Genomic DNA, 24,297 nt, shown 5'->3' on the forward strand with positions numbered 1-24,297 from the left:
CCCGCCTTATTCACCAAAAGTGTCCTGAAGGGTTGGCGGGAGTGGCGTAAGCCTCTGATCTGAATTAGGAACTGGGTGTCTAAGCCGAACCTGCCGCAGGGCAGAAAATGCCACGGGCCACACCCGCCATGAACGATGATATCGCAAGCTCATTTGGATTCCCAGCAGTCGGCCGCAAGAAAATCACAGCTGCGTTCGACGGTGGCCGGCTTACCTCGGATGGCGGTGTTCTACTGCTTGCACAGGCCGAGCGCGCGATGGGGATTTGCCAGCGCCTGGCGGCTTGTATTGCCGATCCGCGCGATCCAGCGCGGGTGATCCATCGCCTGGATGACATTCTGCGTGCCCGTGTGTTCGCGATTGCGTGCGGCTATGAGGATGCCGATGATCTCGATGCTCTGCGCGACGATCCAGGCTTCCGCCTGGCGCTCGGCAAGCTGCCGGAATCGGGCGCGGGGCTGGCCAGCCAACCGACGATGAGCCGGTGGGAAAATGCACCGACTACGCGCGAACTGGCCAGCATGATGGCCGCGATGATCGACATCTACTGCGCCAGCTATCCCGCCCCTCCGACAGCGGTCACGCTGGATATCGACGACACGTGCGACGTCGTGCATGGCTATCAACAGCTCTCGTTCTGGAACGGGCATCATGGGGAGCGCTGCTTCCTACCGATCCATATCTACGACACCGCGACCGGCAGGCCGGTGGCCATGCTGCTGCGCACAGGCAAGACGCCTTCTGGAAAGGAGGCGGCGGGGCACATCCGACGCCTGGTGCGTCACCTGCGCCGTAATTGGCCCGATACCCACATCACTATCCGCGGCGACGGGCACTATGGTCGACCCGAGGTCATGGCCTACTGCGATGCGGCCCGCGTCGATTACGTGTTCGGCCTGCCCACCAATTCAGCGCTGCGCGCCGATCCCGCCATTGTTGCGGTCGCCGATGCCTGCGCGGTCAAGCGCGCCCAGCGTCAGTGTCCCGTCCTGCGCAACTATGCCGAGACCCGCTATGGGGCAAAGACCTGGAAGTGCCAGCGTCGCGTCGTTGCACGGATCGAGGCCAGCACGCTGGGCATGGACATCCGCTATGTCGTCACCTCGTTGGCAACAGGATCGGCCGAGCACATCTACGACACGCTCTACTGCGCGCGTGGTCAGGCCGAGAACCTGATCAAGCGCCACAAGTCCCAGCTCGCCAGCGACCGAACCTCGTGCCGCTCGGCCAATGCCAATCAGATGCGCCTGATACTGCACACTGCCGCATACTGGCTGCTATGGCGCATCCAGCAGGCGATGCCCAGGACCGCTGCTCTGGCAAGCGCGGAGTTTACCACCTTGCGCCTGCGGCTGCTCAAGGTCGCTGCGCGCGTCGTAGAAAGTGCTAGCCGCATCCGCATTGCCTTCGCTTCCGCCTGTCCGGATGCCGACCTGTTCCGCGCCCTCGTTCTCCGGCTGAAGCCTGCGCCGACGTAGCCCATGCGGCAGCGCCGCAGAACTCCGAGCCCAGCCCTTCAACCCGAAAAGCCCATCAATCCGAATGCGGTGAAACAAACGCCAGCGATGCCGGTCGTCCGCGCAATACAGCCAGCCGCAGCAAATGCCCAGAGCGGGCCCGAAACCGAGCGTCGTGAATAAGAGAGGTTAGTGTCTCTTGCGCTCGCTTTCGGCATGGTATTGATGTTCATGCCGCGCCTCGCCGAGGCAGAGGGCAGATGTCCTGACGGATATTTTCCGATTGGCGGAGGTGGGGCTGGCTGGGAAGGTTGTGCGCCGATGGGTGGTGATCCGGATCAAGGAGCCGGGAGATCTCAACCACAGTGGGAAACGCGCTGGGGAGCAGTGGCCGTAACCAATGGCGCATTTGGTTATTCGCACTCCTGGCCCACGGAACATCAGGCAATTGAAGAAGCCTTATCACAATGCAGTCGTGATGCTGGCGGGGCCACCTGTACGCTTAGTCTGTCTTACTATGACCAATGCATAGCGCTTGCATGGGGACAGAAGGGGAGCAACTCGGTCTCGGCGCCGGACATCGGGCAGGCAGAGCGGCTAGCGGTCGAAAACTGCTCCAAGCGGACAACAAGCTGCAAAATCTACTATTCGGGGTGCAGTTACCCTGAACGCGTGCGCTGACATGGCTCCAGGCAGGCAGGGCGCTTCAAAGGAGTGTTCATGACACTGGATGACATTATCTCGCAAGGCCAATTCCGGAATGGCCAGACAAATTCGCGGGGCATAAGAATTGCAACTTTGCGATTTGGCGCGTTTTACCTATTCCTATTGATGGTAATTGTTTTTGCATTCCTGTCATCGGTCGACGAAATTTCCGCAAATTTTATCGCTCTGCGCTTCATTCAATTCATATCTATTATCATTTTGTCGTCGGTGATATCGTATATTCTGTTCCGCCTTCATGAAAAGCTGATAAAAATTCGAACGTCGGAAGATTCCCTTCCGATATTAGTCATTTCATCATTCGTATTCTCGCTTATCGGGGCCGCGCTGTGGGCCGGGGCGCATCAGTTTTACCCCGCCCTGCTCGGAACGCCGCCTCCCGAGCCTGGCTCGCTTGATAACTTTGGCGGCCTTGTCGTCATTTCGTGGGGGTTTCTGTTCGGCTGGTCGAGCCTGTTCGTCACGCTGGTCTTTGCCTTTGAACTCAACGATCGCAAACAGCGCCTGGCGGCGATCCGTGAAGAGGCGCTGGGGGCGCAGATGCGAGCCTTGCGATACCAGATCAATCCGCACTTCTTGTTCAATACACTCAATTCCATCGCAGGATTGATCGAGGAAGGCGCGGCCACGCAGGCCGAACGTATGGTGCTTTCCCTGTCCACTTTCCTTCGGACCACGCTGGCGCTCGATCCGTTTCACGATGTGCCGCTTGCCGACGAGATCGCGCTGCAGGAAGAATATCTGGGCATAGAGCGGGAACGCTTTTCCGACCGGATGAGCTTCACAATCGACGTGGAGGCCGAAGCCGCGGCTGTGCTGGTGCCAAGCCTGATCCTGCAGCCACTCATCGAAAACGCGATCAAGCATGGCGTCGGCATGACGCGCGGCCAGGTAGCCATAAGTCTGAAGGGATACAGGCAAGGTCAGCATTTGTGCATCACGATCGAGAACGGAATGCCGGGCAGGCACATGGCGATGGCGCGCCCGGACGGGTTTGGCGTGGGCCTCAAGAATGTTGGCGAGCGACTGCACGCCCGGTTCGGGGAAGATTGCGCGATCCGATCCGGGCCTGTCGCGGATGACCGGTTTTGCGTGTCGCTGGAATTGCCCTGGCGAACTGCGTGAGAGGCAATGAGAAGCCCATGATCATACCCAAACCACTGGCAAAGTGGCGGATGGCGGCGCCGTTCCTGTGTGCCACACTCATCTTGTTTGGTTACGTGCCCTCGGCGCGTGCGGAGGATAGCATCGTCGATGCCGCGATGGGCGATATCGACGGTGATGGCCGTCAAGACCTTGCCATCCTGACGCTGCCGACCGGAAAAAGCCGTAACGATGTTGGCATAGCAGTCTATCTGCGTGATCCCACTCTGCCGACCTTGAAGCGCACCATCCTGCTTCCGGCCCGTTTCTGGGGAACCAGTAGTGCTGGACAGCAGCCGCAAATCGCCATTCTCGAAAACCGGTCGATCACCGTGCATACCGAAAACATGGCGTTCGGCCGGGAACATTGGGAACGAACCTATACGCTCGTCTGGCGCAATGCCCGGATGCTCGTTGCCGGCTTTACCTACACCTTCAACGATACGATCGATCATGATCAGGCTGGCAGTTGCGATCTCAATCTCCTGACCGGGCGGGGGATACGCAATGGCGAGCAAATCACAACCGGCAGACAACGCATCGATCTGGCCGACTGGGATGACAGCTTCGGCCTGTCCGCGTGCGGAATCGAGGGCTGACGGCCTGATCAAGGCCACGGCATGCAGCACTGGTACATCGGAACGACTGTGCAGCATGGCAGCGGCGCATATCATGCACATGTTCTGACGGGAGGGTCTTGCGTGCTGATACCCCTGCTTGCCGCTGCGGCTGCTGCCAGTCCGATCGGCGAACTGCGGACATTCCGGGACTGGATCGTCGGCTGCGACAATCTGCACGCCTGCCATGCCACGACCCTGTACCCAGAACCCACGGAAGAGGAAATCCAGGCCGGCGACGAGCCGATTGCCGACAATTTCTTCGCCCTGTCGCTACGACGCGGCGGCGGGATGCACGATGCGCCTCGGCTCCGATTGATGGATTGTTATATGTGCGAAGCTGAAAAGGGGCGCGAACCCGCGTTGGCCCGGCAATTGCGCGTGAAGGACAAGGACGGCAGGCTTCTGGCGCGCAAGGACTTTACCAGGGACGAGGCTGTCCGCCTTGCCTCGGACGATGGCCTGTTGCTGCCCAACGATCCCGCTCTGATCGCAGCACTGGCCCAGGGCGAAACGGTCGAGGTTCTGGACGGCAAGAGCGGTTCCATGACGGCGATTTCGTTGCGGGGGCTGAACGGCGCCATGCGCCATATGGATGAGGATCAACACCGGCTCGGCAATGTCACGGCACTCGTCGCGCGAGGCACGGCCGCAGCCTATCTGGTGCCCCCAAGGCCGCCCGAACCCTTCATCTATGTGCCGCCGCCGTCCGATTTGCCGCCTGTCCGGATATCGGATGAAAAGCTGAACGCGCTGCAAATCCAGTATCGCTGCCAAGGCACGGACAGAGGTCTGCCCGAGGTGACGTTCGAACGCCTGGACGAACGCACCACCATGCTGCTGCTTTTCGCTAACTGTTCATCCTACAATGGCGAAGGCTATGTATTCCTGATTGGCGAGGATCGGGAAATCCGCCCCGCGCCGGTGCGGCTGACGGCCCAGGATCTCGAATTGGAACTACCGCAGGTTATCTCCTCCTACTGGGACAAAAAGACGCGGCGTCTGCACAGCTTCGGACGCGGGCGGGCCTTCGCCGATTGCGGCCAGGAGCATGCGTTCGTCTGGGATGGCGATCAGTTCGTCCTGGTTGAAGAGGCCGACATGGGCGAGTGCCGGCGCAGCATCGATTATATCACCGTCTACCGCCGCGAAACGGCCGTGCGCGCGCCGCGCCGCTGAATGCACCAGTACGCCACTGCGCCGTGACGCGCCACAGCCGCAAGGCTAAACCCTTACGCTAACGCTGCCGGGAGTCAGGACGGTTGAAATGGATTGCTCAAACGCTTGGCCCCGCGCTCCTGCTTTGGCCTTCGCTCGCAGGTGCTAGCGGGATGATCGAAATGCCCCCACTGGAAGAAAGGATGGCGAGCCAGAAAGCGTGCCTGGCCTTTCTTCGGGATCGCGCGGCGGAGGACGCGCAATTGCCTAAGCCCGAGACTGTGGCCGCCGACGGCAGCCGGCAGACGGTGACCGTCGAGGCGAAAAGCAAGGGCGTTGAACGCATCGGTCATGGTCGCGCGCGTTATGCGGCCCGCGTCTGGTATGTGAACGGATGGCCCCGACCGGATCTGGGGCAATTGGAATATCGCGCGAACTGGGAAGAGCACATTTACGAATGCCGGGGACGAAAGTTGGTCTCGAGGACGTCGCGCGGCTTTACCAACGAAAGTTTCGAACCTCTGCAGGCGGGACCGGAAACGCGACACTGAATCTTCGATGTCGATGCATCGAAGTAAAATGCGCGTTTCCGATAGCCTTGAGGTGCTTCTAGCGCGCCGCCATGTAGAGGCAGGTGAGAGCCTGGATCCCGCTCATTTGCCACCAAGGATCAGAGCACGTCTTCGCCAGGTTCGCCGCCGCCGGTTGATACACCGGCCGATTGACCAAGCTTGCCGCCGTTATGGGCTGTTGCTGAAGCTTCATGGCCGCCACATTCGGATTTGCCGCGCTAATCGCAGCAGAAACGGGAGCAGAGGCCAGTAAGGCAGCGCTGCATACGGTGGCGGCGATAGCCATTTTTCGCATGGTTTTTTCCTTGTTCACGTCATGGGTCTGCCGCCTGTAATTCGCGATGTCCTTGGCGAACCATCAGCTGGCCGGAAAATGGTAACGTGGTTGCCCCGCGCGACTATCCGTCATCTTGCAGAACGCGACGTCGGACCGGCAGGCATCAGCTTAATCTGCAAATGGCGATGCGGGGCCTATCAACGGCGGTGGAGCAAGGACCTGAAGTGCACGTGAGCCGTAGTCAGGCTACCGGAATCAACGGCATGGCGCGTTCGGGATGTCGTGCTGTGCGATCCAGTCGATTACCGCCTGTTTTCCCTTGCGCGCATCTGGCGAAAGCAGGTCATCCTTCATCAGGTTAAGGTAAGGCAGGAAGGTCTTGTTTTGCGCATTGCGGATGTCCGGGCAGGCGCCGGCCGCCAGCAGGTCCAGCGCGACCCAGGGCTGGTTTGTCTGGGCTGCTATGTGCAGGGCGGTATTGCCCACGCTATCCGGCTGGTTCGGATCGGCGCCTGCCGTTAACAGCACCACAACCTGATCGCGGCGGCCAGCCAGAATCGCTGTCCTCAAGGGCGTTCGCGCTGTCTCCGGTTCTCGCGCATCGGGATCGCTGACGCGGGTAACGGCGTGACGATGCCCCGCACCCGCGTCAACGCTTCCTTCGCGACCCGAAGGAATGCCAGTGCAGGCCGACGTCAGGAAAACGGCAAAGACCCAGCCAACATGTGCCCTGCGTTTTCGGGCTATTTCCTGTCGGGATGCATTCATCGGTCAAAGCTAACATCCCGGCAGGTGCTGGGGCGACAGTACCGCGATACCGGTACATCTTGGGTCAACCAACCATCGGGCGGGTCATCCGCTGCGATAAAGCGAAGCAGCGGCGAGACTGGCGTACCGGTACCTCGCCAAAGCTGATCTGCCGCCGCAAGCTATCTATTCAAGGATGTGGGCCTGCGCATTGGGCGTCGCCCAGGCAGATTGTCGGAGTTCAGTCATGCCGTTTTCGCGTGTCGCAGTAGCTGGGATCATGTCATGTATCCTTGCTGAGCCAGCCATGGCCGCGCGTAGCGGAGATTTTGGCGGACTGCCGATTTGTTCGAGGTTGAACGCGATGCCTCGTGGCTATCGGCCGAGCGAGTGCAACAGCCGTTCGCCTCTCAGCGGAGAATGCCGGTTCTTCCTGACAGCCAAAGGCATGCGAACGGAATATCTGATCGAGAACGGGATCGTGCTCGAAAAGCGGGTAAGCCTTCGCGCTGGCCCGCGCTCGGCCAACCCCTTCGGATTGCTCAGGGGCGAAAGTCGCGCCAATACCGCCGGCAAGGTTCGGGCGAGTACGGGGCTTGCGACACGCTACTGGGATGATGCCGAGGATGCGGGCGCTGGCTATCTGCAATCGACTGAGGTCAACTGCAGCCGGACCAAATCTTACACCATCAGCGTCTGGTTCAGGAATGGCCGGGCGGAAGCCGTATCGGTTTCAACCTTGCCTGCAATGTAAGCGGCGACCGCCGGCCAAGTGGACGGAATGGACAAATCCGGACCAGCCATCAATCTGGCAATGCAGGGCCGTATCACCGCTGGCTACATGACCTTGTCACCGCCGACGATATTCCTGAGGCGTCATCCCAGTGTCGGTCTTGAAGGCTCTGTTGAACGGGCCGATCGACCCAAATCCGCAGTCCAGCGCAATTGTCAGGATCGGCAGATGGGCAAGCGCCGGATCAATCAGGCGGTGCTTTGCCTCTGCAATACGATAGCTGTTCACCATCTGATTGAAATTGGGAAATCCCAGCATCCCCGTGATGCATTGGGTGACCTTGTATTCCGGCTCTCCCGTGAGCCTTGCCAGGTCTGCAACGCGCAGGTCCGCTTCCACGTACAAATGGTTCTCACGCATGAGACTGACCAGTTGCTCGCCAAGCTGGAGGTCAGGGGCGACCGCCTTGCGCTTAGGTCGGGCCGTAGCACATTCGAGGGGATGCTGCCTGCGGTGGCTCAGTGCCCACCCGTACCCGAAAACCGCTGCGATCGCACAAATCGCCTTGATGGGGATGCTCAACTGGGAGGCGAGTGAGTCCCGAGGGGCACCGTCCACCGCCAGGACCGCAACCCCCAGGATCGCGACGTAACCTGCCGCATACAAGATGCGGAACTGCCGCTCCGTCTTGTCACCCTGCGCGCGCAGATCCAGCAATGGCTCGGCGATGGCCAGCAGCAACATGGCAGAACTGCCCAGTCTCGCCAGGTTATCGAGAATGCGAAGCGGGACATCGTCCACCGGCACGAAGGACGTCACCGCGGACGATGCCATGACCAGCAGTACGGCCCCAAGCGGCCACAAACTATGAGGCCCGACCTCGCGCCGGAATAGCGACCGGGTCGCTAGCCATGACCATCCGCAAGTTGCATTTCCGATGATGGCGAAAAAGTCGATGGTCGCCCCCAGTTGGATGGCAAGGAGCGACTTCAGGCAAAACGCGAGCGACGCACACATGAACACAGCGCCGTAGACGACTGACGGGTCGACTTTGGCCGGGTTTGGATTCCGTGGGCTGATGCCAAGCTGCAAAATCGATCCCATGAAGGCGCTGCCCCGAAAATTCCTGAAAAAACTATGGCCGATTTCCAAATCGGACGGACCCGATCTGTCAAGACTGCCATCGACGGCGGCACCTGCTGAGCAGACAAACCGTACCGAACGAACGGCAGCCCACAGTCTCAAACGAAACTCACGTCGTGACGTTTGAGGCATGAGTCGCCCCGCCCAACGCAATATGGTCCATTGGATGAGAAGACTTCAAGAAAACCCCGTTCCGACACGGCTCAAATTGTCGGCCATGTGGACGGCGACAATGTTCTGCTATGTCTATGGCGACTACTTCGGGCTTTACGTTCCGAACAAGCTGGCGTCGGTCGCTCAGGGAACCATGGGGCCGCTTGGAGCAGCCACGCCCGGAACACTCGTCGCGGTGTCCCTGATGATGGCGATTCCCAGCCTGCTCATCGCGTCCACATTGCTTGTCCCGGAAGCCGCATGCCGGTGGAGCAATATCACATTCGGGGCTCTCTACACTGCGATCGTAGCGATCAGCATGTCCGGCGCGGAGCCGTTCTACATCGCCTTGGCCATCATCGAGATGTTCCTGACCGCTTCGGTCATGCTGGTGGCCTGGACATGGCCAGTCGCCAAAGGAGATGGGATGTGACGGCAGACGCCAAATATGCCCGGCTGGCAGGAGTAACCTATTTGGGCACGATCGTCTGCGGCGTCTACGCAGAAGTGTTCGTGCGGGGCGCCCTGGCCGTGCGCGGCGATGCCGCCGCGACGGCGCAGGCCATATTCGCATCCGAACCGCTGTTCCGCGTCGGCCTCATCGCGGATCTTGCGATGCTTGCCTGCTACATCGTTGTCACCATTCTCCTCTTCGGTCTTTTCGGCAGAGCTTCACCCAGGGTTTCTGCGATAGCCGCAGCGTTCAGCATGATCGGAATCGCGGTTCTCACATGCGACACCCTGCTTCTGACGATGATCTTGCGAATGCGTGACCTGACGCAATCTCAACAATCTCTGACCGACGCCGCCTATCTGATGCTTCGCGTCCATGGCGATGGCTACAAGATCAGCCTCGTGTTTTTTGGCGCATATTGCCTGCTGCTCAGCTGGTTGATCTGGTCTGGGCGCCTGTTGCCGAAGGCCGTGAGCTTCGCAGTCGCTGCTGCCGGCGCGTGCAACGTCGTCAACAGCCTTGCCTGGCTTGGAGCGCCGGAATGGGCTGCACGCCTTCCGCAATATTTCACAATGCCGACCCTGCTGGGCGAACTGGCCCTGGCGCTCTGGCTGCTGGTTTTCGGGATTCGTGAGAGCGAGGCGTAGGTTGCCGATGCGGAGATTTGCCTCTTCAGGACCATGCTCGGCGCGCGCTCATGCCAGCCTGGATTTAAGGACACTTCCGCCAATGGCGATGGGGTTCACATCCAGCTCCCATGAGCCTGCTTCATGAGCGCTATCGGCAGGCGGGGGGAATTCCAGAGGGTAGGACAGCCCAAATCCCATCCTGACCAGCCCGGATGCCAGGCCAAGGGGAAGGCCAGGCTCTTCGTTCTTGTAGCCGATGATGAGCACACGATTGCACGCATCAAGGAACTCGCTTCCACCTGCATCGAAATCGAGAGCCTTGCCGGCGAGCATGACCCGGTTGGGTTATCGTTCGTTGCCGCCCCGATGGACGCCACCTGGCGAGACCACCTGACCCAGCGGAAGCTGGAGATTGCCCTCGGCGTGGCCCGCGGTCTCTCGAACAAGGACATTGGTCGCGAACTCGGCATCTCGCATTTCACTGTCCGCAATCACCTGTCGCAGATCCTGTTGATTCTGGGGCTATCGAGCCGGCAGGAACTCGGCGAGTTCCTGCGCACGCACCTACTTCGTCTGGCGTAGCGGCTCCATGGGCTGTGCCACATAGCGGGCCCAGACATAGCGCCACGGCATGAAGACGTAGGCCAACACGATCCCGATGCAATCCTGGAAGAGGTTCTCGATATCCTGCGTCCATCTTCCCGCGAGCCAGGCGCGAAGTGCGATCAACAGGAGCCAGATGGTTTTCCAGGCGACTTCGTAGATCATGAGAGGCAACATCTGGATGGGATAGCGGACCCCGAGCAAACTCAGCAGCGCAAGAGCAGCAAGCATCGAGCGGGAAAGCGTTTGCGGAACCGGCACGTCAGCAGATGCAAAGAGCAGGTTATACCAGACAAAGTATCCCATGAAACCAGCCATCAGTAGGAATACCAAGCGAATGCAATGAATTCGCCATGTAGCGATAGGTGGAAAACTTGAACTCTGATTGCTTTGCATGATGCGGATTGCCTTCAATGTCTTCGAACGGGGCGAATTGTTGAAAAGACTGCCAGAGGAGGCGCAAGGCGTCGGCGGGTGCAGTCAGGCACAGCAAAGCGAGCTTCCATCGTGCCGTCTTACCGGTTTGGAAATCGGCGATGTTTTAATCCGCACCGGGCAGTCGCAGACGTCACCGTGGAAAGCGTGGCGGCGAAACTCTACCGGCGTTTTTCCTCAATGGCAGCGTTATGCGTGCCAAGTGGACGGAGTGGATGAAGACGATCGTCTGCACGCCAAGACGTGAGCGGGCGCGCCGGTGGCCGTTAGCCCCTGTACCGGCGCGCCCTTCCTTCTGATGACATGCCGAGGGTTCGGCATGCAGCCAGTCCTATGACGACTGACCTAGCGGGCTTCCTGCGGGTTCGCCGCCATTCCCGCCGCCGCCCTCGATCCGCCCCTCTCGGCGGCTTCTCCGACGGTCCCGGCGCTTGTGGGTCCCGGTCCCCTAAACGCTGCCAGCCTTCAAACGGTGGACGCGTGATCAAGCGACGTTGCCTGCACGATTGAACGAAAGTTCTCGGAAAACTCAGGGTGCCGCGTCTCCAGAAATCGCTCGATCTCGGGCTTTGCCATCAATCGCTCGAGGAAACCGGACGCGACGACAAGAACCAGCATGTCATCCCCGTAGGAGACCTCCAGCTCTTTGTAATCCGCGTTTAGCGAAGCCATTTCCCGTTCCAGCCGAGCCATCTGTTCGGTGGAAAGACCTGTCGATTTCCTGAGATCGTCTGGCTTGTGGAGATCGGCGGGTTTTGACGTCGCCAGCAGCGCCTTTGCATAGGAGGATGTGTAATTGTTGGCCGACACCATGAGTTCGGCGACTTCGAGCTGGCGGATAGGCTTCATCTTTCGCAGCTTCTGGAATGCGTTATGTCCGACAGGCTTGTCCTTGAGAAGTTCAGCGACGTCCTGGCTGATCCCTGAAAGGAGATGCCGCCGCTGTCGGATGACCTTCACATCGACGTTGAGCGCGCGGGCCAGTTTCTCTTCCGAGACCCCGCGCTCGAGCGCTCGCACGATCATGTAGTGTTCCTGGATCGTCGCGAGCCGGTTCACGCGCTTGTTGTAGGTGAAGGATTCATCGTCACTGGCAACGACACAGGCAGCGACCGACGCGCCTTGCGCGACCAAAGCATCGAGACGAACATGCCCATCGAGGATCAGAAAGTTCCCGTCGCGCTGGCGTGCGACCGAAATCGGCTCGATCAGCCCGACTTCTGCGACCGAGGCTGCGATACGGCGATATTTCACGCTTTCATGCACACCTTTGGGGAGGGATCGTGTCGGGAGCAGTTTGCTGATCGGAATTTGATGCACCTGCTGCTCGAACGCGATTTTGACGGGGCTGTTCATGCTCGCTCCACCGGTCCGATCCGTTCGGCCAGAGCCTGCGGGATACTGTTGAGGCCCTCGGCGCGCAGAAGCGTGACGAAGTGTTCGTCGGCCAAAAGGCGCCGCATCGCATTGGTCACGAACAGGAGGCGGCTCCGGGCCAGGGAGGCGCGCTTGATCAACAGCTTCTGCCGCTCCGTTTCTCGCTGATACGAACGGATCAGGCCTTCGGATGTCACCGGTCGCGATGGCCACGGACCACGTCCGCGCTTGTGCATCTGTTTGCCGCTGTTGTTGCGCTGCTCGATGATCTGGCGGATTGCCAGGACCTGATTGCCGGGGATCGCCTTTTCCTCATAGGCTTGCGCTAGGGCTTGCTGGACCTCACCGTCCTTGGCGCGGGCGATCTCCATCGCGATGGTGTGCGGGATGACGCCGCGCTCGACCGCAGAAATCAGCTTCTCCTCGCCATTTTCGAGGAGCACGCAAATGGCCGAAACGTACTCGGGCGAGAAATCGACTCTCGTCGCGATTTCATTGTGGGAATAGCCTCTGGCGGCAAGCGCCCCGATGGCATGAACGAGTTCCAGAGGGCTGTGTTGCCGCCGGGCGAGATTCTCGACCAGGCTCATCACGTAGCAGTCCTCTTCCGAGGCCTCGACGACGATGGCTGGAATTTCGGACTGCCCCAGCGCGATGAACGCCTCGAGACGCCCCTGTCCGCAAACGAGATCGTAGCGCGCCTTGCCTGGGCGCTGGCTAACCGTGATCGGCTTCTTCAGTCCGAGATGGGCAATGCTGTCGACCAGTTCCTGGAAGATCCGCTTGTTCCGCACGCGCGGATTGAGGATCGTGATGAGGTCGACCGGCACCAAGCGGATTTCGGGGGCAGAATCGCTCATGCCGCAGCACTCAATGCTGTGCGGCGCGTCAGATCCATGAAAGCATCCAGTGTCTCATACCTGTAGGCATCGAGCAGGATGCCATTCTCGGGCGCCAGCCTAAGGTCAGGCTTCTTGCCGAGATCGAGCCAGGGCAGAAGGTAGTAGTCCCGGATCGAGCGGTTATCGGCCTCCATCCGGACCGCGATGGTAATTCCTGGTCGCAGACCCTGATCGAACCGGATTTTCCAGCGCAGGCTGCCTGCCGGGCTAACCTGGCAACGGGCGATGACCAGCGCCGCCGTGAACTCCTCGTTGATGTGCAGCAGATCGGACACGGGGTCTCGTCGGACCGAACCGCCCGCGCTCTCGATTCCCCCAATGACCTCTTGGACAACGTCTGGATGGAGCGCTCGCAAGGCCCTGTTGGTTTCGATGTAGCGATAGTCGCGCGCTGGTGAATAGCCGACCAGCTCATAGGCTCGCACCAGGCTGCCGAACCGGTGACGAAACGTCATGCTCGACGGCATGTCCTCGACTTCGTCGATGACCAGCCCGGAAAGCCATCCCTTCTCGGCCAACAAGGCAGAGAGCCTGTCGAGCAGTTCCTGGTCGGTGTAGCGTTTGCTGCGGGCATCGATGATGCGCTGTGCCGCCTCATAGAAGTCGCGCTCGACTATCGGCTCGAATGCGCCGTCATGGCGGACCCACATGTCAGGTGGATTGTTAACCCGCTTGGCCTTCAGCTTGAACGAGCGCCGGTTGTAGACATTATTGCCGATGTATTTTTCGTTGGTCAGGATCTGATGGACCGTACCTCGGGTCCACGGGCGACCGAGATCGGTCACAAGCCCTTCGGCATTGAGTATCCCGGCGATTTCGCTCTCGCTTCGCTGCTGGACGACGAACATCCGGTAGAGGCGCCGGATGATCTCGACCTCCTCGGGTGGGCCGGGCTGTAGAACGACGCGGTCGGTTTGCAGGCTCTTCTGCTCTCCGCGTTGGAGCGTGGCTTTCGGATTGCAATGCTCATCAACAAGAACCCGTCGCAGGCCGAAGCCCGCTGGTCCTCCCTGCCGGAATCCAAGCCGGATGAGGCGGCACTGTCCCGTGAAGACCTTGGCGGACAACTCCCGGCTGTATTCGCCGGCCATCGCCCGTTTCATGCTCTTGATGATCGTCGCGCTCAGGCTGCCATCGTTCTCGAATTGCTCTGCGCAGTAATGGACCTTGACCCCGCCCTCGCGGCAGATGAACTCGTAGTAAGCGCTTTCGTCGGCGTCCTGAAAGCGGCCCCATCGGCTGACATCGTAGACGAGCACCACCTCGAAGTCGGTGTTCCCCGAACGGACATCGGCGATAAGCCTCTGAAGGGAAAGGCGGCCATCCAACTTGAGGCCGCTCTTCCCCGAATCTTCGTAAGTCCGGACGATTTCAAAGCCCCGACGCGCAGCGTAGTCCGCAATGATCTCAGCCTGGTTCTCGGTCGAATATTTCTGATGCTCGGTCGACATGCGCATATATTGCGCCGCCCGGATCAGGCGCTCAGGCATCTCTTCGCTATTGCCCGAAGTGTTCGTCACGGCCGATGCTTTCAGTTCGCTCCCAGGGGACACGCTAAATTCCTCCGAAATTTATCGGGAGGAGGGGCGAATGTCGTTCACCAAGAAGGACCGAAAGATTCAGTCAGAATCAGGAAAAACTTTTCCTGCGATAACGCCAGATTCACTGGCTCAAGTGATTGCGGCGGCACTACGGGCAGAATTTGGTGCAACGCCATCGGCGGTCAAGACAGTTGCCCGCCTGACGCATTCAAATGAGCGGGCGGTGCGTAACTGGTTCGATGGCAAGAACGGCCCCAGTTCCGACAATCTGGTCGTTCTGATGCGGCATTCCAACATCGTCCTCAAGGCTGTGCTGGAAATGGCAGACCGTCCCGATCTGGTGTTAGCCGTCGGAATCCTGGGGCTCAGGGAACAATTGGTGGATGTGGTCGCCGCGATCGACAAGGCGCGCAATTAGCCCTTGCCATCAAGCAGGCGGCTGATGTGATCGGAAACGGCTGTCGCTGCTGCTCGAAGCGGCTCATCTATGTGGATGTAGCGCTGAGTAATGCCGCGCGAGGCATGGCCGAGCAGTGCGGCGATCGTCAGTTCCGAGTAGCCGAGACCGCCCGCTATACTGGCAAACGTGTGCCTGAGCACATGTGGGGTCACATCCTCAAGGCCTGCCTTGTAGCAGACACGATCGAGTACGCGGACCACTCCGATGAAATGACCGTCACCCCAATCAGCCGGAAAAAAGAACTTCGACCCGGTGTCAGGTTGGGTCAGAAGGAGGTTGACGGCCGCTGCGCCAATAACCCTGCGCTGTGCACCTGTTTTCGTTGTCGCGAAGTGAACTGCGTTCTCCTCTTCCAGCAGCCATTTCCGTTCAAGCCCCAACGCCTCAAGGCGCCGAAACCCCGTCAGTAGCAACAGCCGGATGACCGCGATCCCCTTGGGATGCTCCAGGTCATCCTCCGCCTCCCGGAGTGCGGCGCCGAGCTTGCGGATTTCCGCCTGGGAGAGCCATCTCATCCGCGGTGCGCTAGCAATCCGGCGGATGCCCCGGGCAGGATTCTTCTCAATTTCCCCAAGTCGAACGGCATGCTCCAGGATAGAATGCAGGGTGGACATCGTCCGGGCAGCCACGCCATCGCCGCCTTTTGTCGCGCCGCCACGGCTTCCAACCCGGGGTTTTGAAGTCGCACCTGCCGCGATGTCGGCCTGGGCCGCTTCGATATCCCCCAACTTGAGTGTCTCGATGATGCGATGACCAAGCAACGGTCGAATATGGGATTCAATGCGGCTGCGGTCCATCGCCAAGGTCGATGGCTTAATCGCCTTGCGACTGCGACCAATGATCTTACCGGCCTCGGCGCGCTCCAGATACCAGTCGCATATCTCGCCGATGGTATGGCCAACTGGTTGCTGTTTGATCTCTTCGATCGGGTCCGCGCCTTTGGCGACCTCACCGAGCATGACACGAGCGTTGCGCCTGGCGCAGCCGTGCAGATGCTTGTTGAAGTTGCCCGTCAGGCTCTTCTCTCCGGCCACGGCAATGCCGTGCTGGCCGAATATCCGGCACATGATGCGACCGAACGTGCTCTTTCCGGTTCCCTTGCCGCCGATGAATGTCAGGGCCACCTCGGCAGGCTTCTCAGGGTGCTGGACCCCGTATGCGGACCATCGGATGATATAGTCCGCCAGATGTTCGTCACCCCCGGCCAAGCCCTCGACTATCAGGCGGCGCAGCAGCGGCCATTCGCCCGGCTCCGGCTTCACCGCCAGTCCCTGCCAGATGTTCCACTCGCGTTCGTCCACGGGACCATTCGGCCGGAACACGACACTGCGATACTGCCGCCGCATTCGGTGCTCCAGCCACTACTTCCCGGCGGGCGTGTATTTCGGGTTGCCGTCCTTATCCGTGCCGGTCTGGACGGGGACATTCATGTAGCGATTGCGGAAGTCGTCAAACGATTGCGCCATGATCTCCTTACGGCTGGGGTCAATCTCGCTGGGCTCCCACGACACCACCTTGGTCTTGCCACCATACAGCTCGATCACCGCATGGTCGGCATTCAGCCGAGCGAGCATCGGCTCATCAACCTCGGCCCGCGCCCGCGCGATCTGCCGGGCGGCATAGTCCAGTGGCCGCTTCTGCGCCATCGTGTGGGCAGAGATGCCCATGTCCGGGTCGAGAAGCACGGCGGCGATTTGCTCATCCTTGCAGCCCGCGCGCACCATCTCGCAGACAACAGCGAACGTCACCTCAGACCGGGAATCATACCGAAGCTCATCGTCCGGGTCGCACCCCTGCACGATCAGCATTCGGGTGCGCGGCGTCACGGCCGGGGGAAGCTCGTCTAGGCTGGCGAGAGGGGCCGGGATGCCATCTAGCTGGACCGTAGCCTGTCCGGTTGTCGGAGCGACATTCCTAGGCTGCGCGGCGGTGAATTCTGCCAGCGAATAGACCCGCTCATTATGAAATTGGAGCAGGTTCGCCAGCCGGGGCTCCCGCCCGGGCTTACGCTTCCAGTTTATTGTGCCGGGGAGGCGGAGGATACGATCAACATTGTGGCAGCTATCGGCCTCGAACGCGATTTCAAGGTGCCGATTGTAACATTCCGCTTCCTCGGCCCGTGGAACGTGGCCGCCGATGAATAACGGCTCATCCAGCAGCCACAGCGCCTGCACCCCGCCGCCGCTGTCGATCACGATGGAGGGTGGGGGCGAGAAGGCGTCCAGTCGAGCGATCGCAGCGGCGCGGGCGGCGGCCGGGTCCTCGCCTTTCCTAGGATCAATGTCCACGTGCAGCACGGCCATGTCGCGCACGTCCTCCCCCTCTTGGGCATCGTGCCAGTCGAGCAGAACGAACGCGGCCGCCCGGAGACCCTGCCATTGAGAGGTATGCCCCCGGCGTGATTTCAGGCCCCGTTCCTTCTCCCGTTCTCCCGGCTCCCGCTTCAAACCGCGTTCCCGCCGGGCGAGGAACTCGATGAACGGCTCGGGCTCGAGGTCGTGGTCAATGGTGAACAGCCAGTACCAATACGCGATCTTTTCGGGGAAAGAGCGAATCATTCTCGCCACAGAGATCGCGAACAAGGAAGAGGCCGACATTGAGGACTTCTTTGACCCGGCGCTGTTTGTGCAAATCGTGAACAAGGCATACGACCTAAAGGGCGACCACGCACTTACGATCAAGAAGCTGGATGAGGCTGACCCAAACACTGGTCGGCTGGTCAAGAAAGCCGAGGCATATTTGCGAGCCGGGGTGGATCGATGTTGCTGTCCGCCGCCTCTGCGATCCGCGTCCATGCGTCGTGCATCGCCGTCATCGCCGCGCGGGCGGACTGAGCGCTCGCGCCCTCGCCCTGAATGGTGCCGGGGTGGTGGTCGATGGGCACGGTGATGTCGCGGTTGCTCCGCGCCGGGACCGGGCGCGCCGGGGGGCGTCCGCGGACTGCCAGCGCGGCGTCGATGGGTGCCTTCTCTGTCATGTGCTTCCTCCTAGAACAGGCCGATGGCCCGGCCATGGCCGACGCGGTGCTGGTGCAGCTCCCGCAGGCCGTAGCCGAGGCCGTCCAGCCAGTGGTCGCGCGGCCACTTGGGGTCGATGTCCTCGGGCCGGAGTGTGCCGCGCGGGGCCTCCGGCAGGGTGTCAATGAGGTGCGGGCAGCGGTCGGTGATCCACAGCGCCGGTCGGTCGGAGCCGTCCGCCGCCGCCTGGAGCATGGAGCGAATGAGCGTCCACGTGCCGACGCGATCCTTGCGGTGCGGGCGATGTGCGCTGATCTGGCAGTTGACCAGCTCGCGGACGACCGTGTCGCCGTTAAGCCCGCGCGCGTCGTCGGTGACGACGACCACGCCGCGCCGCCCGTTGCGGGCCATCATCTCGGGGAGCTGCTCCGCCCATGTATGGACGCTGGCCCCGGTGCCCAGCGAGAGGTCGGCGGGGTCCGCCGTGTCCGTCTCGTCCAGCGCGATGATGTCGCCCTGCCGCAAGTGGCCCAGCGGCTCCCTCAACCTGCCCAAGAGGATGCCGGTCGCGGGCGCGGCGGTGCCCCAGTCCGCGCCGATAATCATCCGATACTCGGCATAGGTGGGACGCTTGATGATATGCACGGCGGGGTCGAACACGTCGAACATGACGCCACCCAGCACGTCCCACTTGCCCGCCAGCCATGCGTCCGCCAGCGCCCGGTCGCTCCCCGTCGAGGCGAGGAGCTGCCGGCGATAGCTCTCCCGGTCGATGTGCGGGTTGGAGACGCCGCAGAGCGCGGTGTTGTCCGCGATCATCTTCAACGCGCTCATTATACCGCTGCTGGTGCCGCTGGCGCTGAAAGGCGTGCGCTACCGGCCGATGGCAGCGGGACCGTTGCTCGCTCGCAATCTGTCCATCTATGGCCTCGGCGGCCTGGTCGCGCCCTTTGTCGGCATCAAGCTGATCGACCTAGCCGTGTCCGGCCTCCATCTCGCTTGAGGATCGTTCCAATGCTTTCCGACCTTCGTTCCGCATTGCGCCCCGCGCTGGTGCTCACCTTGCTCTTCGCACTGCTGCTGGGCCTTGCCTATCCAATGGCGCTCACCGGCATAGGTCAGGCGCTCTTCCCCTATCAGGCAAACGGCAGCCTGGTCCGCGAAGACGACCGAGTTATCGGCTCTGCGCTCATCGGACAGGCATTTGCCAGTGACCGCTATTTCCACGGACGACCCTCCGCCGCCGGTGCGAGGGGCTATGATGCCGCCGCCTCCGCAGGTTCCAATCTTGGCCCCGCCAGCAAGGTGCTGGCCGAGCGTGTTCGCAATGAAGCGCAAGCGCTTGCCGCCATCGCACCGGGTCGCCCCGTCCCGCCCGATCTGGTGACGACCTCCGCCTCGGGACTCGACCCCCATATCAGTCCCGAGGCGGCCTTGTATCAGGTCGATCGCGTCGCCAAGGTGCGGGGCTTGCCGGCCGAACAAGTGCGCGCGTTGGTCCAGGCGCAGATCGAATACCCCCTTCTAGGATTCATCGGCGAGCCTCGCGTCAATGTTCTCGCGCTCAATCGCGCGCTCGACGGGGAGACGAAGGGCAACTAATCTCGGGCTATGGCATCGGTCGCGAAAATCCTGATTGTCGAAGATGACGCCCATATTCGGCGACTATTGCGCGCGGCTGTTCAGCGCGCCGGTCACGGCGTCGTGGAGGCGACGAGCGCGCGCGAGGGGCTTTCATTGCTGGACATCGAGAAGCCCGATGTGGTGCTGCTCGATCTTGGCCTTCCCGATCGTGATGGGCTGGAATTGATCCAGCGATGCGCAGCCGGTCGAATGCGACGCTGATTGTCGTTTCAGCGCGGGAGGACACGGCGGAGAAAGTGGCGGCCCTCGATCTTGGCGCGGACGACTATCTGACCAAGCCTTTCGATACCGAGGAACTGCTGGCCCGCATCCGCACGGCCATGCGTCATCGCACTCCCGACCAGGAGACGGAGCGGGTGATCGAAACGGGCGACGTGCGGATCGACCTCGCGCATCGCCGGGTCGAGCGCGACGGCCAGGACGTTCACCTTACGCCCAAGGAATACGGCGTGCTTGCCGAACTAAGCCGACGCCCCGATCGGGTGGTGAGTCATGCACAATTGCTCCGCGCGGTTTGGGGAGCTGCACAGGAGGATCGCGTCGATTATCTCCGTATCGCGGTACGCGGCCTGCGCCAGAAGCTGGAACCCGACCCATCCCGCCCGCGTTTGATCGTCAATGAGCTGGCCGTAGGCTATCGTTTATCGGCCAGAGGCTAGTCGCGCAGAGGCAATATGCCCCTTCGCTATTTCAGACGATAATCAGCCAGTTCTCATCTTCGTCATCATTTGCGGCCGATACGCGCATCCGATCCTGTCGGTCAGGCTCTGTGCATCTGGCGGGGAGGCGTATTCCTGAACGCCAGAAATGTCGCGACATCTTCCATCGGCATGGCTTTGGAATAAAGGAAGCCCTGCGCGGTATCGCAGCCCATGCCCATAAGGTGCGCTTCCTGATCCACAGTTTCGACGCCCTCCGCCACGACTTCGAGGCCAAGGCAATGCCCAAGGTTGATGACCGTTGCCGAAATGGCTTCAGCATCCGGATTCGATCCGATTTTCTCGATAAAGGAACGGTCGATTTTGAGCAGATCGACGGGAAACTGGTTGAGATGAGACAGCGAGGCATAACCTGTGCCGAAATCATCGAGGGCGATACGGATGCCGTGATCGCTAAGCTGCCGCAGCGCGTCTTTGACGCCGTCGGCGCTTTGGCCCAGGAACACGGTTTCCGTTACTTCGATCTGAATGCATGATGGCGGAACGCCTCTTGCGTCCAGCCGAAGCAGGATGGTTTCGACAAAGCCACCCCTTCGGAAGTCTGCGGCGGTAACGTTGATTGCGACATGGCCAAATGCGATTCCGGCCTGCACCCAACGCTCGACATCGTCCAGAATTCTTTCCAGCATCCGTTCGCTCAGGGGACCGCTCAGGGCGGAGTCGTCGAATGCGGCCTGAATAAGACCCGGATGCTGTAGTTCGCCGTCGCGATCCCTCCACCGCAGGAGGGCTTCGAAGCCGACGACCTGCGACGTGCGGAGCGAAACCTTGGGTTGATAGTGGGGAATGATGGTATCGCACTGGAGCGCATAGCGCGCTGACGCGATCATGGCCTGGTGCCTGTCGACCTCGACCATCATCGCAGGTTCGAAAATCCGCAGTTGCGCTCTGCCGCCGGCTTTCGCGGCATAAAGCGCGATATCGGCTGCCTTCATGATTTCCGAACGCAGTCTGCCGTCTCGCGGGATGAAGCTTGCGCCGATGCTGGCGCTGCAATCGATCAAGCGGCCGCCATGAACGAACGGTTGGCGCAACCGGTCGAATATCATCTGCGCCGTGCGATCGACCGCCGTCGCCGATCGGGCAGTCAGGATGAGCGCGAATTCATCTCCGCCGGTCCTCGCGACAATCTCATCGCCGGCTACCGCCGCGCGGAGATGATCGGCGAAAGCGCAGAGCAGTGCGTCGCCTGCGTCGTGACCCAGCGTGTCGTTGACCGATTTGAAATTGTCGACATCGACGATGAGCAGGGCGCCTACCATCGCGTGATCGGCGTTATTGAGCATCCTGTCCAGACGATCCTGGAGCACGGCCCTGTTCGGCAGGCCTGTCAGCGCATCATGCTGCGCCATCCAGATGGCCTCCTCCTCGGATTTCTTCTGATGCGTGATGTCTCGCGCCACCATGATCAGGCGTCCGGAGCCGTCGCAAATCTGGTTGATGATGATGTCGAGCCAATGCTTCCCGCCACTTGCATCGAAGTGGTGGGTGACCAGATTTGCCGATTTACCAGTCTTGGCGCGTTCAAGGGCGCGGACGCCCAATGCCTGATCTTCTTCGGGCAGCAGGCTCAACCATTCCCGGCCGATCAGCGTATCTTGATCGTAATCGACCGAATTGGGCTGGTTGCAGAAGATGATCCTATTCGTCGCGTCAAGGATGAGCGTGTAATCGGGACTGGCTTGCAGGATGGTCTGATTCAAGGACTCGCTGCGCTGAAGATCGTTCAATGCGATCATTCGTGACACCATCATCTGGTGCAACGAGAATGATGCTGAAAAGATCGTCAGGAAGAATATCGGCAGCTGCACGCTAATGATCGGCATGACCGGTTCGGCTGTCAGAAATCCCGCAACGACACAGGGCAGCAACGCCATGAAGACCATCATCGCCGCCAGCCTTGGCGTGCCGAAATTCCTCAAACATATGCCGCACACCATCGCCGCGGCCGACAGGCATGCTATCGTCGCCAAGACCCAGTCGCCACTTGTGAGGCAAAGATATGTGCCGAATCCTACCGAGCTGGCCCAGGCACAGGACAATAGAGCGGACAGCAGCAACAGTGGTGGTGTCCGTCCGGTCCGGATGACGCGCCGACCGTGAACGAGGACAGCCAGGCGAATCGCGCCAAGCATGATCTCAAACAGCAGCCAGCCGATGAACGCAGGTGAGGGATGACGCCATACCGCGACGGTGGCAACCGCTGCGATGTTCATGATGCCGCCTAGAAAGATGGGAACCGACGCAAACAGGCCGTTCCTCAGCTGAACCGCGACGGATTCGGGAACGACCAACCGTGAACCCAAAAGCCATGCCGTCAACCTGTTAACAGGTAACCGTCGCAAATGCATCCCAATCCAAGCTCATATTACTGCTTTGAAAAGCCTATCGTCCAATAGTTAACAACCTCCGATGAAAACGGGACCAAGCCTCTTGCGATATCGCGAAAATCGAGATCGGCGATCCTATGGATGGGGGATGCCATGCAGGACCGCGCTGCAACAAACTTCCGGTCGGAGGAAAGAATATTCAGCATCCGACTGCATGGGGAAGATAAGCATTGCCTGTTGGTTGGCGGAGCGGGAGGGATTCGAGCTGAACCAATAATCGGTTGATTTTCAACCTATTTCGATCAGCCCCTCACCGGCCAGACCACGAAAAAGACCACGTGGTGTTTTTTTATCATAAAACCGATACTTGCCGTCAGGCTTCGGCGGGGGGCATGGTAATCGAACCCACGATATACCCGCAAGTGAAATCGGGACACGCTTTGCAGTGCGGCAAGATCAAAGTCACGCCGCCAAAAGACAGTGTTTTGCGCCTTTCTGGTGCTGACCAAATTCGCTTTGCCGAAGCGTTGACCAAGCTTCTCAAGCTCAACGAACGGATGATTCCTGCCGCGAAGCATCACACGGCGCTCATCCAATCTCGATAGCATCCGAACCAGCTACCAGAACTTGCGGCGCTTCCCTTCAAATCCGTCTTTCACTGTGTCGATCCACGCGACAATCTCATGCTCGCTCCAACGGGAGGCATAGGATGATATTTATAGGGGGGCCGAAAAACGCCCCTGGACGATCAGCCGATAGATCATAGACTTTCCGAGGCCGACGCGCCGAGTGACCTCGGCAAGTTTCAAGAGCCGTTCGGGGGGATCGGTAAACTCTGCCATGTCATCCATCCTACCCCGCCATGTTCGAGCGAACGGCTGGCGGATAGGTAAAGGGCAATACCATCTGCGCGGTCATACCTTCCGCGTCGGGGAGCAATATAGCCTTGAGCGGATAAAACGGATCGTCGATCTCAACGCGCACATAATCGCGCGCGGGATCGCTGCGGGATTTCTTCTCCCACGCATCGCCTATGGGGTTCCATCCCGGCATCACGCGAAACGCAGGGGTTTCATCGCTCTCGCGGTTGTCGTTCGGCACCAGCCTGATTCGGCGTTTTTGTACGGGGAGCGTATCGATGTCGCCGTCCCAGCCGCCTTTCGTCTTCTGCCGCAGCGCCTCGGCGCTAAAGCCCGCTACGGCCACCGGCACGGATTGAAAAGATTCGTTGCGTTTACGGGCCGTGACGATGATCTCGTCTCTCGAAACGTTTTCGGCGGCGGTTTCCGACGGAGACGACAGACTTGAGGGCCGCGGCTGGGATTGGGCAAGCACCGCCGATGGTGCTTCTATCATCGCGACAAGCACTGCGGTGCGGGAAACAATAAGGCGAAGATCCGATTTTTGCATATACGCCCCCTGTTTTTTTGAGTGTCGAAACTGGTCCTTGTTCTCAGCCATTGCGGACAGGCGTGATTGCTGACGGAACTTAACTGTTCCGTCTGATGAAATTCGAGCCTACG

General features: G+C 60.4%; 28 protein-coding genes and 2 pseudogenes. 16 read left to right on the forward strand and 14 right to left on the reverse strand.

Going from position 1 to position 24,297, the window contains the following annotated elements; translation table 11 throughout:
• The first annotated feature begins 128 nt into the window (after positions 1-128).
• From LDB26_RS00005 to LDB26_RS00025, 6 genes are all read left to right on the forward strand, one after another.
• Positions 129-1,478 (forward strand): IS1380-like element ISSp1 family transposase, encoded by a 1,350-nt coding sequence (locus tag LDB26_RS00005; RefSeq protein WP_013039775.1) that lies wholly within the window; start codon positions 129-131, stop codon positions 1,476-1,478.
• Between the two features lie 300 nt (positions 1,479-1,778).
• Positions 1,779-2,138, forward strand: coding sequence for a DUF4189 domain-containing protein (locus LDB26_RS21580; RefSeq protein ID WP_373886216.1), 360 nt, complete (start codon positions 1,779-1,781; stop codon positions 2,136-2,138).
• 39 nt (positions 2,139-2,177) lie between these two features.
• The gene (locus LDB26_RS00010; RefSeq protein ID WP_257539580.1) at positions 2,178-3,305 is read left to right on the forward strand and encodes a sensor histidine kinase; all 1,128 of its coding nucleotides are present in this window, start codon (positions 2,178-2,180) and stop codon (positions 3,303-3,305) included.
• 17 nt (positions 3,306-3,322) lie between these two features.
• Complete coding sequence (locus LDB26_RS00015; RefSeq protein WP_257539581.1) at positions 3,323-3,922, forward strand: hypothetical protein; 600 nt, start codon at positions 3,323-3,325, stop codon at positions 3,920-3,922.
• 102 nt (positions 3,923-4,024) lie between these two features.
• Positions 4,025-5,119: a DUF1176 domain-containing protein gene (locus LDB26_RS00020; RefSeq protein WP_257539582.1), complete on the forward strand. Its 1,095-nt coding sequence runs from the start codon at positions 4,025-4,027 to the stop codon at positions 5,117-5,119.
• Positions 5,120-5,301: 182 nt separating this feature from the next.
• Entirely contained in the window at positions 5,302-5,649 is a 348-nt protein-coding gene (locus tag LDB26_RS00025; RefSeq protein WP_257539583.1) for a hypothetical protein, read from the forward strand.
• A 58-nt stretch (positions 5,650-5,707) separates the two neighbouring features.
• On the opposite strand, the gene LDB26_RS00030 is transcribed toward LDB26_RS00025, so the two are convergent.
• Entirely contained in the window at positions 5,708-5,983 is a 276-nt protein-coding gene (locus LDB26_RS00030; RefSeq protein ID WP_257539584.1) for a hypothetical protein, read from the reverse strand.
• 219 nt (positions 5,984-6,202) lie between these two features.
• Positions 6,203-6,715, reverse strand: coding sequence for an ankyrin repeat domain-containing protein (locus LDB26_RS00035; RefSeq protein WP_257539585.1), 513 nt, complete (start codon positions 6,713-6,715; stop codon positions 6,203-6,205).
• Positions 6,716-7,142: 427 nt separating this feature from the next.
• On the opposite strand from LDB26_RS00035, the gene LDB26_RS00040 reads away from it, so the two are divergent.
• Positions 7,143-7,448, forward strand: a complete 306-nt coding sequence (locus LDB26_RS00040; RefSeq protein WP_257539586.1) for a hypothetical protein — start codon at positions 7,143-7,145, stop codon at positions 7,446-7,448.
• 96 nt (positions 7,449-7,544) lie between these two features.
• On the opposite strand, the gene LDB26_RS00045 is transcribed toward LDB26_RS00040, so the two are convergent.
• Entirely contained in the window at positions 7,545-8,579 is a 1,035-nt protein-coding gene (locus LDB26_RS00045) for a helix-turn-helix domain-containing protein (protein ID WP_257539587.1), read from the reverse strand.
• Positions 8,580-8,736: 157 nt separating this feature from the next.
• Here LDB26_RS00045 and LDB26_RS00050 point away from each other — a divergent pair, with 157 nt between their 5' ends.
• The 3 genes from LDB26_RS00050 (at position 8,737) to LDB26_RS00060 (ending at position 10,388) form a co-directional block, all read left to right on the forward strand.
• On the forward strand, positions 8,737-9,156 hold the full coding sequence (locus LDB26_RS00050; protein ID WP_257539588.1) for a DUF6326 family protein: 420 nt from the start codon (positions 8,737-8,739) through the stop codon (positions 9,154-9,156).
• The gene (locus tag LDB26_RS00055) at positions 9,153-9,824 is read left to right on the forward strand and encodes a DUF4386 domain-containing protein (protein WP_257539589.1); all 672 of its coding nucleotides are present in this window, start codon (positions 9,153-9,155) and stop codon (positions 9,822-9,824) included. The genes LDB26_RS00050 and LDB26_RS00055 overlap by 4 nt, the downstream gene beginning before the upstream one ends.
• A 123-nt stretch (positions 9,825-9,947) precedes the next feature.
• Positions 9,948-10,388, forward strand: coding sequence for a response regulator transcription factor (locus LDB26_RS00060; RefSeq protein ID WP_257539590.1), 441 nt, complete (start codon positions 9,948-9,950; stop codon positions 10,386-10,388).
• Here LDB26_RS00060 and LDB26_RS00065 read toward each other — a convergent pair.
• Positions 10,371-10,727: a hypothetical protein gene (locus LDB26_RS00065; protein ID WP_257539591.1), complete on the reverse strand. Its 357-nt coding sequence runs from the start codon at positions 10,725-10,727 to the stop codon at positions 10,371-10,373. The two genes, LDB26_RS00060 and LDB26_RS00065, sit on opposite strands and share 18 nt — an antisense overlap.
• A gap of 76 nt (positions 10,728-10,803) precedes the next feature.
• On the opposite strand from LDB26_RS00065, the gene LDB26_RS00070 reads away from it, so the two are divergent.
• Positions 10,804-11,091 carry a hypothetical protein gene (locus tag LDB26_RS00070; protein ID WP_257539592.1) on the forward strand — a complete coding sequence of 96 codons (288 nt, stop codon included), beginning with the start codon at positions 10,804-10,806 and terminating at the stop codon, positions 11,089-11,091.
• Positions 11,092-11,309: 218 nt separating this feature from the next.
• On the opposite strand, the gene LDB26_RS00075 is transcribed toward LDB26_RS00070, so the two are convergent.
• The 3 genes from LDB26_RS00075 to LDB26_RS00085 are packed head-to-tail and all read right to left on the reverse strand — an operon-like array spanning position 11,310 to position 14,613.
• On the reverse strand, positions 11,310-12,200 hold the full coding sequence (locus LDB26_RS00075; protein WP_257539593.1) for a plasmid partitioning protein RepB C-terminal domain-containing protein: 891 nt from the start codon (positions 12,198-12,200) through the stop codon (positions 11,310-11,312).
• Complete coding sequence (locus LDB26_RS00080; RefSeq protein ID WP_257539594.1) at positions 12,197-13,081, reverse strand: plasmid partitioning protein RepB C-terminal domain-containing protein; 885 nt, start codon at positions 13,079-13,081, stop codon at positions 12,197-12,199. Before LDB26_RS00080 ends, LDB26_RS00075 begins: the two co-directional genes overlap by 4 nt.
• On the reverse strand, positions 13,078-14,613 hold the full coding sequence (locus LDB26_RS00085; RefSeq protein ID WP_257539595.1) for a recombinase family protein: 1,536 nt from the start codon (positions 14,611-14,613) through the stop codon (positions 13,078-13,080). Before LDB26_RS00085 ends, LDB26_RS00080 begins: the two co-directional genes overlap by 4 nt.
• Positions 14,614-14,713: 100 nt before the next feature.
• On the opposite strand from LDB26_RS00085, the gene LDB26_RS00090 reads away from it, so the two are divergent.
• The gene (locus LDB26_RS00090; protein WP_257539596.1) at positions 14,714-15,082 is read left to right on the forward strand and encodes a hypothetical protein; all 369 of its coding nucleotides are present in this window, start codon (positions 14,714-14,716) and stop codon (positions 15,080-15,082) included.
• Here the strand turns inward: LDB26_RS00090 and LDB26_RS00095 are convergent.
• From LDB26_RS00095 to LDB26_RS00110, 4 genes are all read right to left on the reverse strand, one after another.
• Positions 15,079-16,470 (reverse strand): tyrosine-type recombinase/integrase, encoded by a 1,392-nt coding sequence (locus tag LDB26_RS00095; RefSeq protein ID WP_257539597.1) that lies wholly within the window; start codon positions 16,468-16,470, stop codon positions 15,079-15,081. The genes LDB26_RS00090 and LDB26_RS00095 overlap by 4 nt on opposite strands.
• A 15-nt stretch (positions 16,471-16,485) precedes the next feature.
• Positions 16,486-17,682, reverse strand: coding sequence for a RepB family DNA primase (locus LDB26_RS00100; RefSeq protein ID WP_257539598.1), 1,197 nt, complete (start codon positions 17,680-17,682; stop codon positions 16,486-16,488).
• Positions 17,683-17,843: 161 nt separating this feature from the next.
• Entirely contained in the window at positions 17,844-18,101 is a 258-nt protein-coding gene (locus tag LDB26_RS00105; protein WP_257539599.1) for a hypothetical protein, read from the reverse strand.
• A gap of 10 nt (positions 18,102-18,111) precedes the next feature.
• The gene (locus LDB26_RS00110) at positions 18,112-18,900 is read right to left on the reverse strand and encodes a hypothetical protein (RefSeq protein ID WP_257539600.1); all 789 of its coding nucleotides are present in this window, start codon (positions 18,898-18,900) and stop codon (positions 18,112-18,114) included.
• Here LDB26_RS00110 and LDB26_RS00115 point away from each other — a divergent pair.
• The 3 genes and pseudogenes from LDB26_RS00115 to LDB26_RS00125 form a co-directional block, all read left to right on the forward strand.
• Positions 18,860-19,084, forward strand: a pseudogene (locus tag LDB26_RS00115) (potassium-transporting ATPase subunit B); the annotation flags it as partial. The gene LDB26_RS00110 and the pseudogene LDB26_RS00115 sit on opposite strands and share 41 nt — an antisense overlap.
• An 11-nt stretch (positions 19,085-19,095) precedes the next feature.
• Positions 19,096-19,683: a potassium-transporting ATPase subunit KdpC gene (gene kdpC, locus LDB26_RS00120; protein WP_062062787.1), complete on the forward strand. Its 588-nt coding sequence runs from the start codon at positions 19,096-19,098 to the stop codon at positions 19,681-19,683.
• 9 nt (positions 19,684-19,692) lie between these two features.
• Positions 19,693-20,384, forward strand: a pseudogene (locus LDB26_RS00125) (response regulator).
• 101 nt (positions 20,385-20,485) lie between these two features.
• Here the strand turns inward: LDB26_RS00125 and LDB26_RS00130 are convergent.
• Positions 20,486-22,660 carry a bifunctional diguanylate cyclase/phosphodiesterase gene (locus LDB26_RS00130; protein WP_257539601.1) on the reverse strand — a complete coding sequence of 725 codons (2,175 nt, stop codon included), beginning with the start codon at positions 22,658-22,660 and terminating at the stop codon, positions 20,486-20,488.
• Between the two features lie 452 nt (positions 22,661-23,112).
• On the opposite strand from LDB26_RS00130, the gene LDB26_RS00135 reads away from it, so the two are divergent.
• Entirely contained in the window at positions 23,113-23,379 is a 267-nt protein-coding gene (locus tag LDB26_RS00135) for a hypothetical protein (protein ID WP_257539602.1), read from the forward strand.
• Positions 23,380-23,490: 111 nt separating this feature from the next.
• On the opposite strand, the gene LDB26_RS00140 is transcribed toward LDB26_RS00135, so the two are convergent.
• Entirely contained in the window at positions 23,491-23,625 is a 135-nt protein-coding gene (locus tag LDB26_RS00140) for an AlpA family transcriptional regulator (RefSeq protein ID WP_306812044.1), read from the reverse strand.
• 1 nt (position 23,626) lies between these two features.
• The gene (locus LDB26_RS00145) at positions 23,627-24,184 is read right to left on the reverse strand and encodes a DUF736 family protein (protein ID WP_257539604.1); all 558 of its coding nucleotides are present in this window, start codon (positions 24,182-24,184) and stop codon (positions 23,627-23,629) included.
• Positions 24,185-24,297 lie beyond the last annotated feature (113 nt).

Origin of the sequence: Sphingobium sp. CFD-1, from assembly GCF_024611115.1 — a bacterium.
In the GTDB taxonomy this organism is placed as follows: Bacteria; Pseudomonadota; Alphaproteobacteria; order Sphingomonadales; family Sphingomonadaceae; genus Sphingobium; species Sphingobium baderi_A.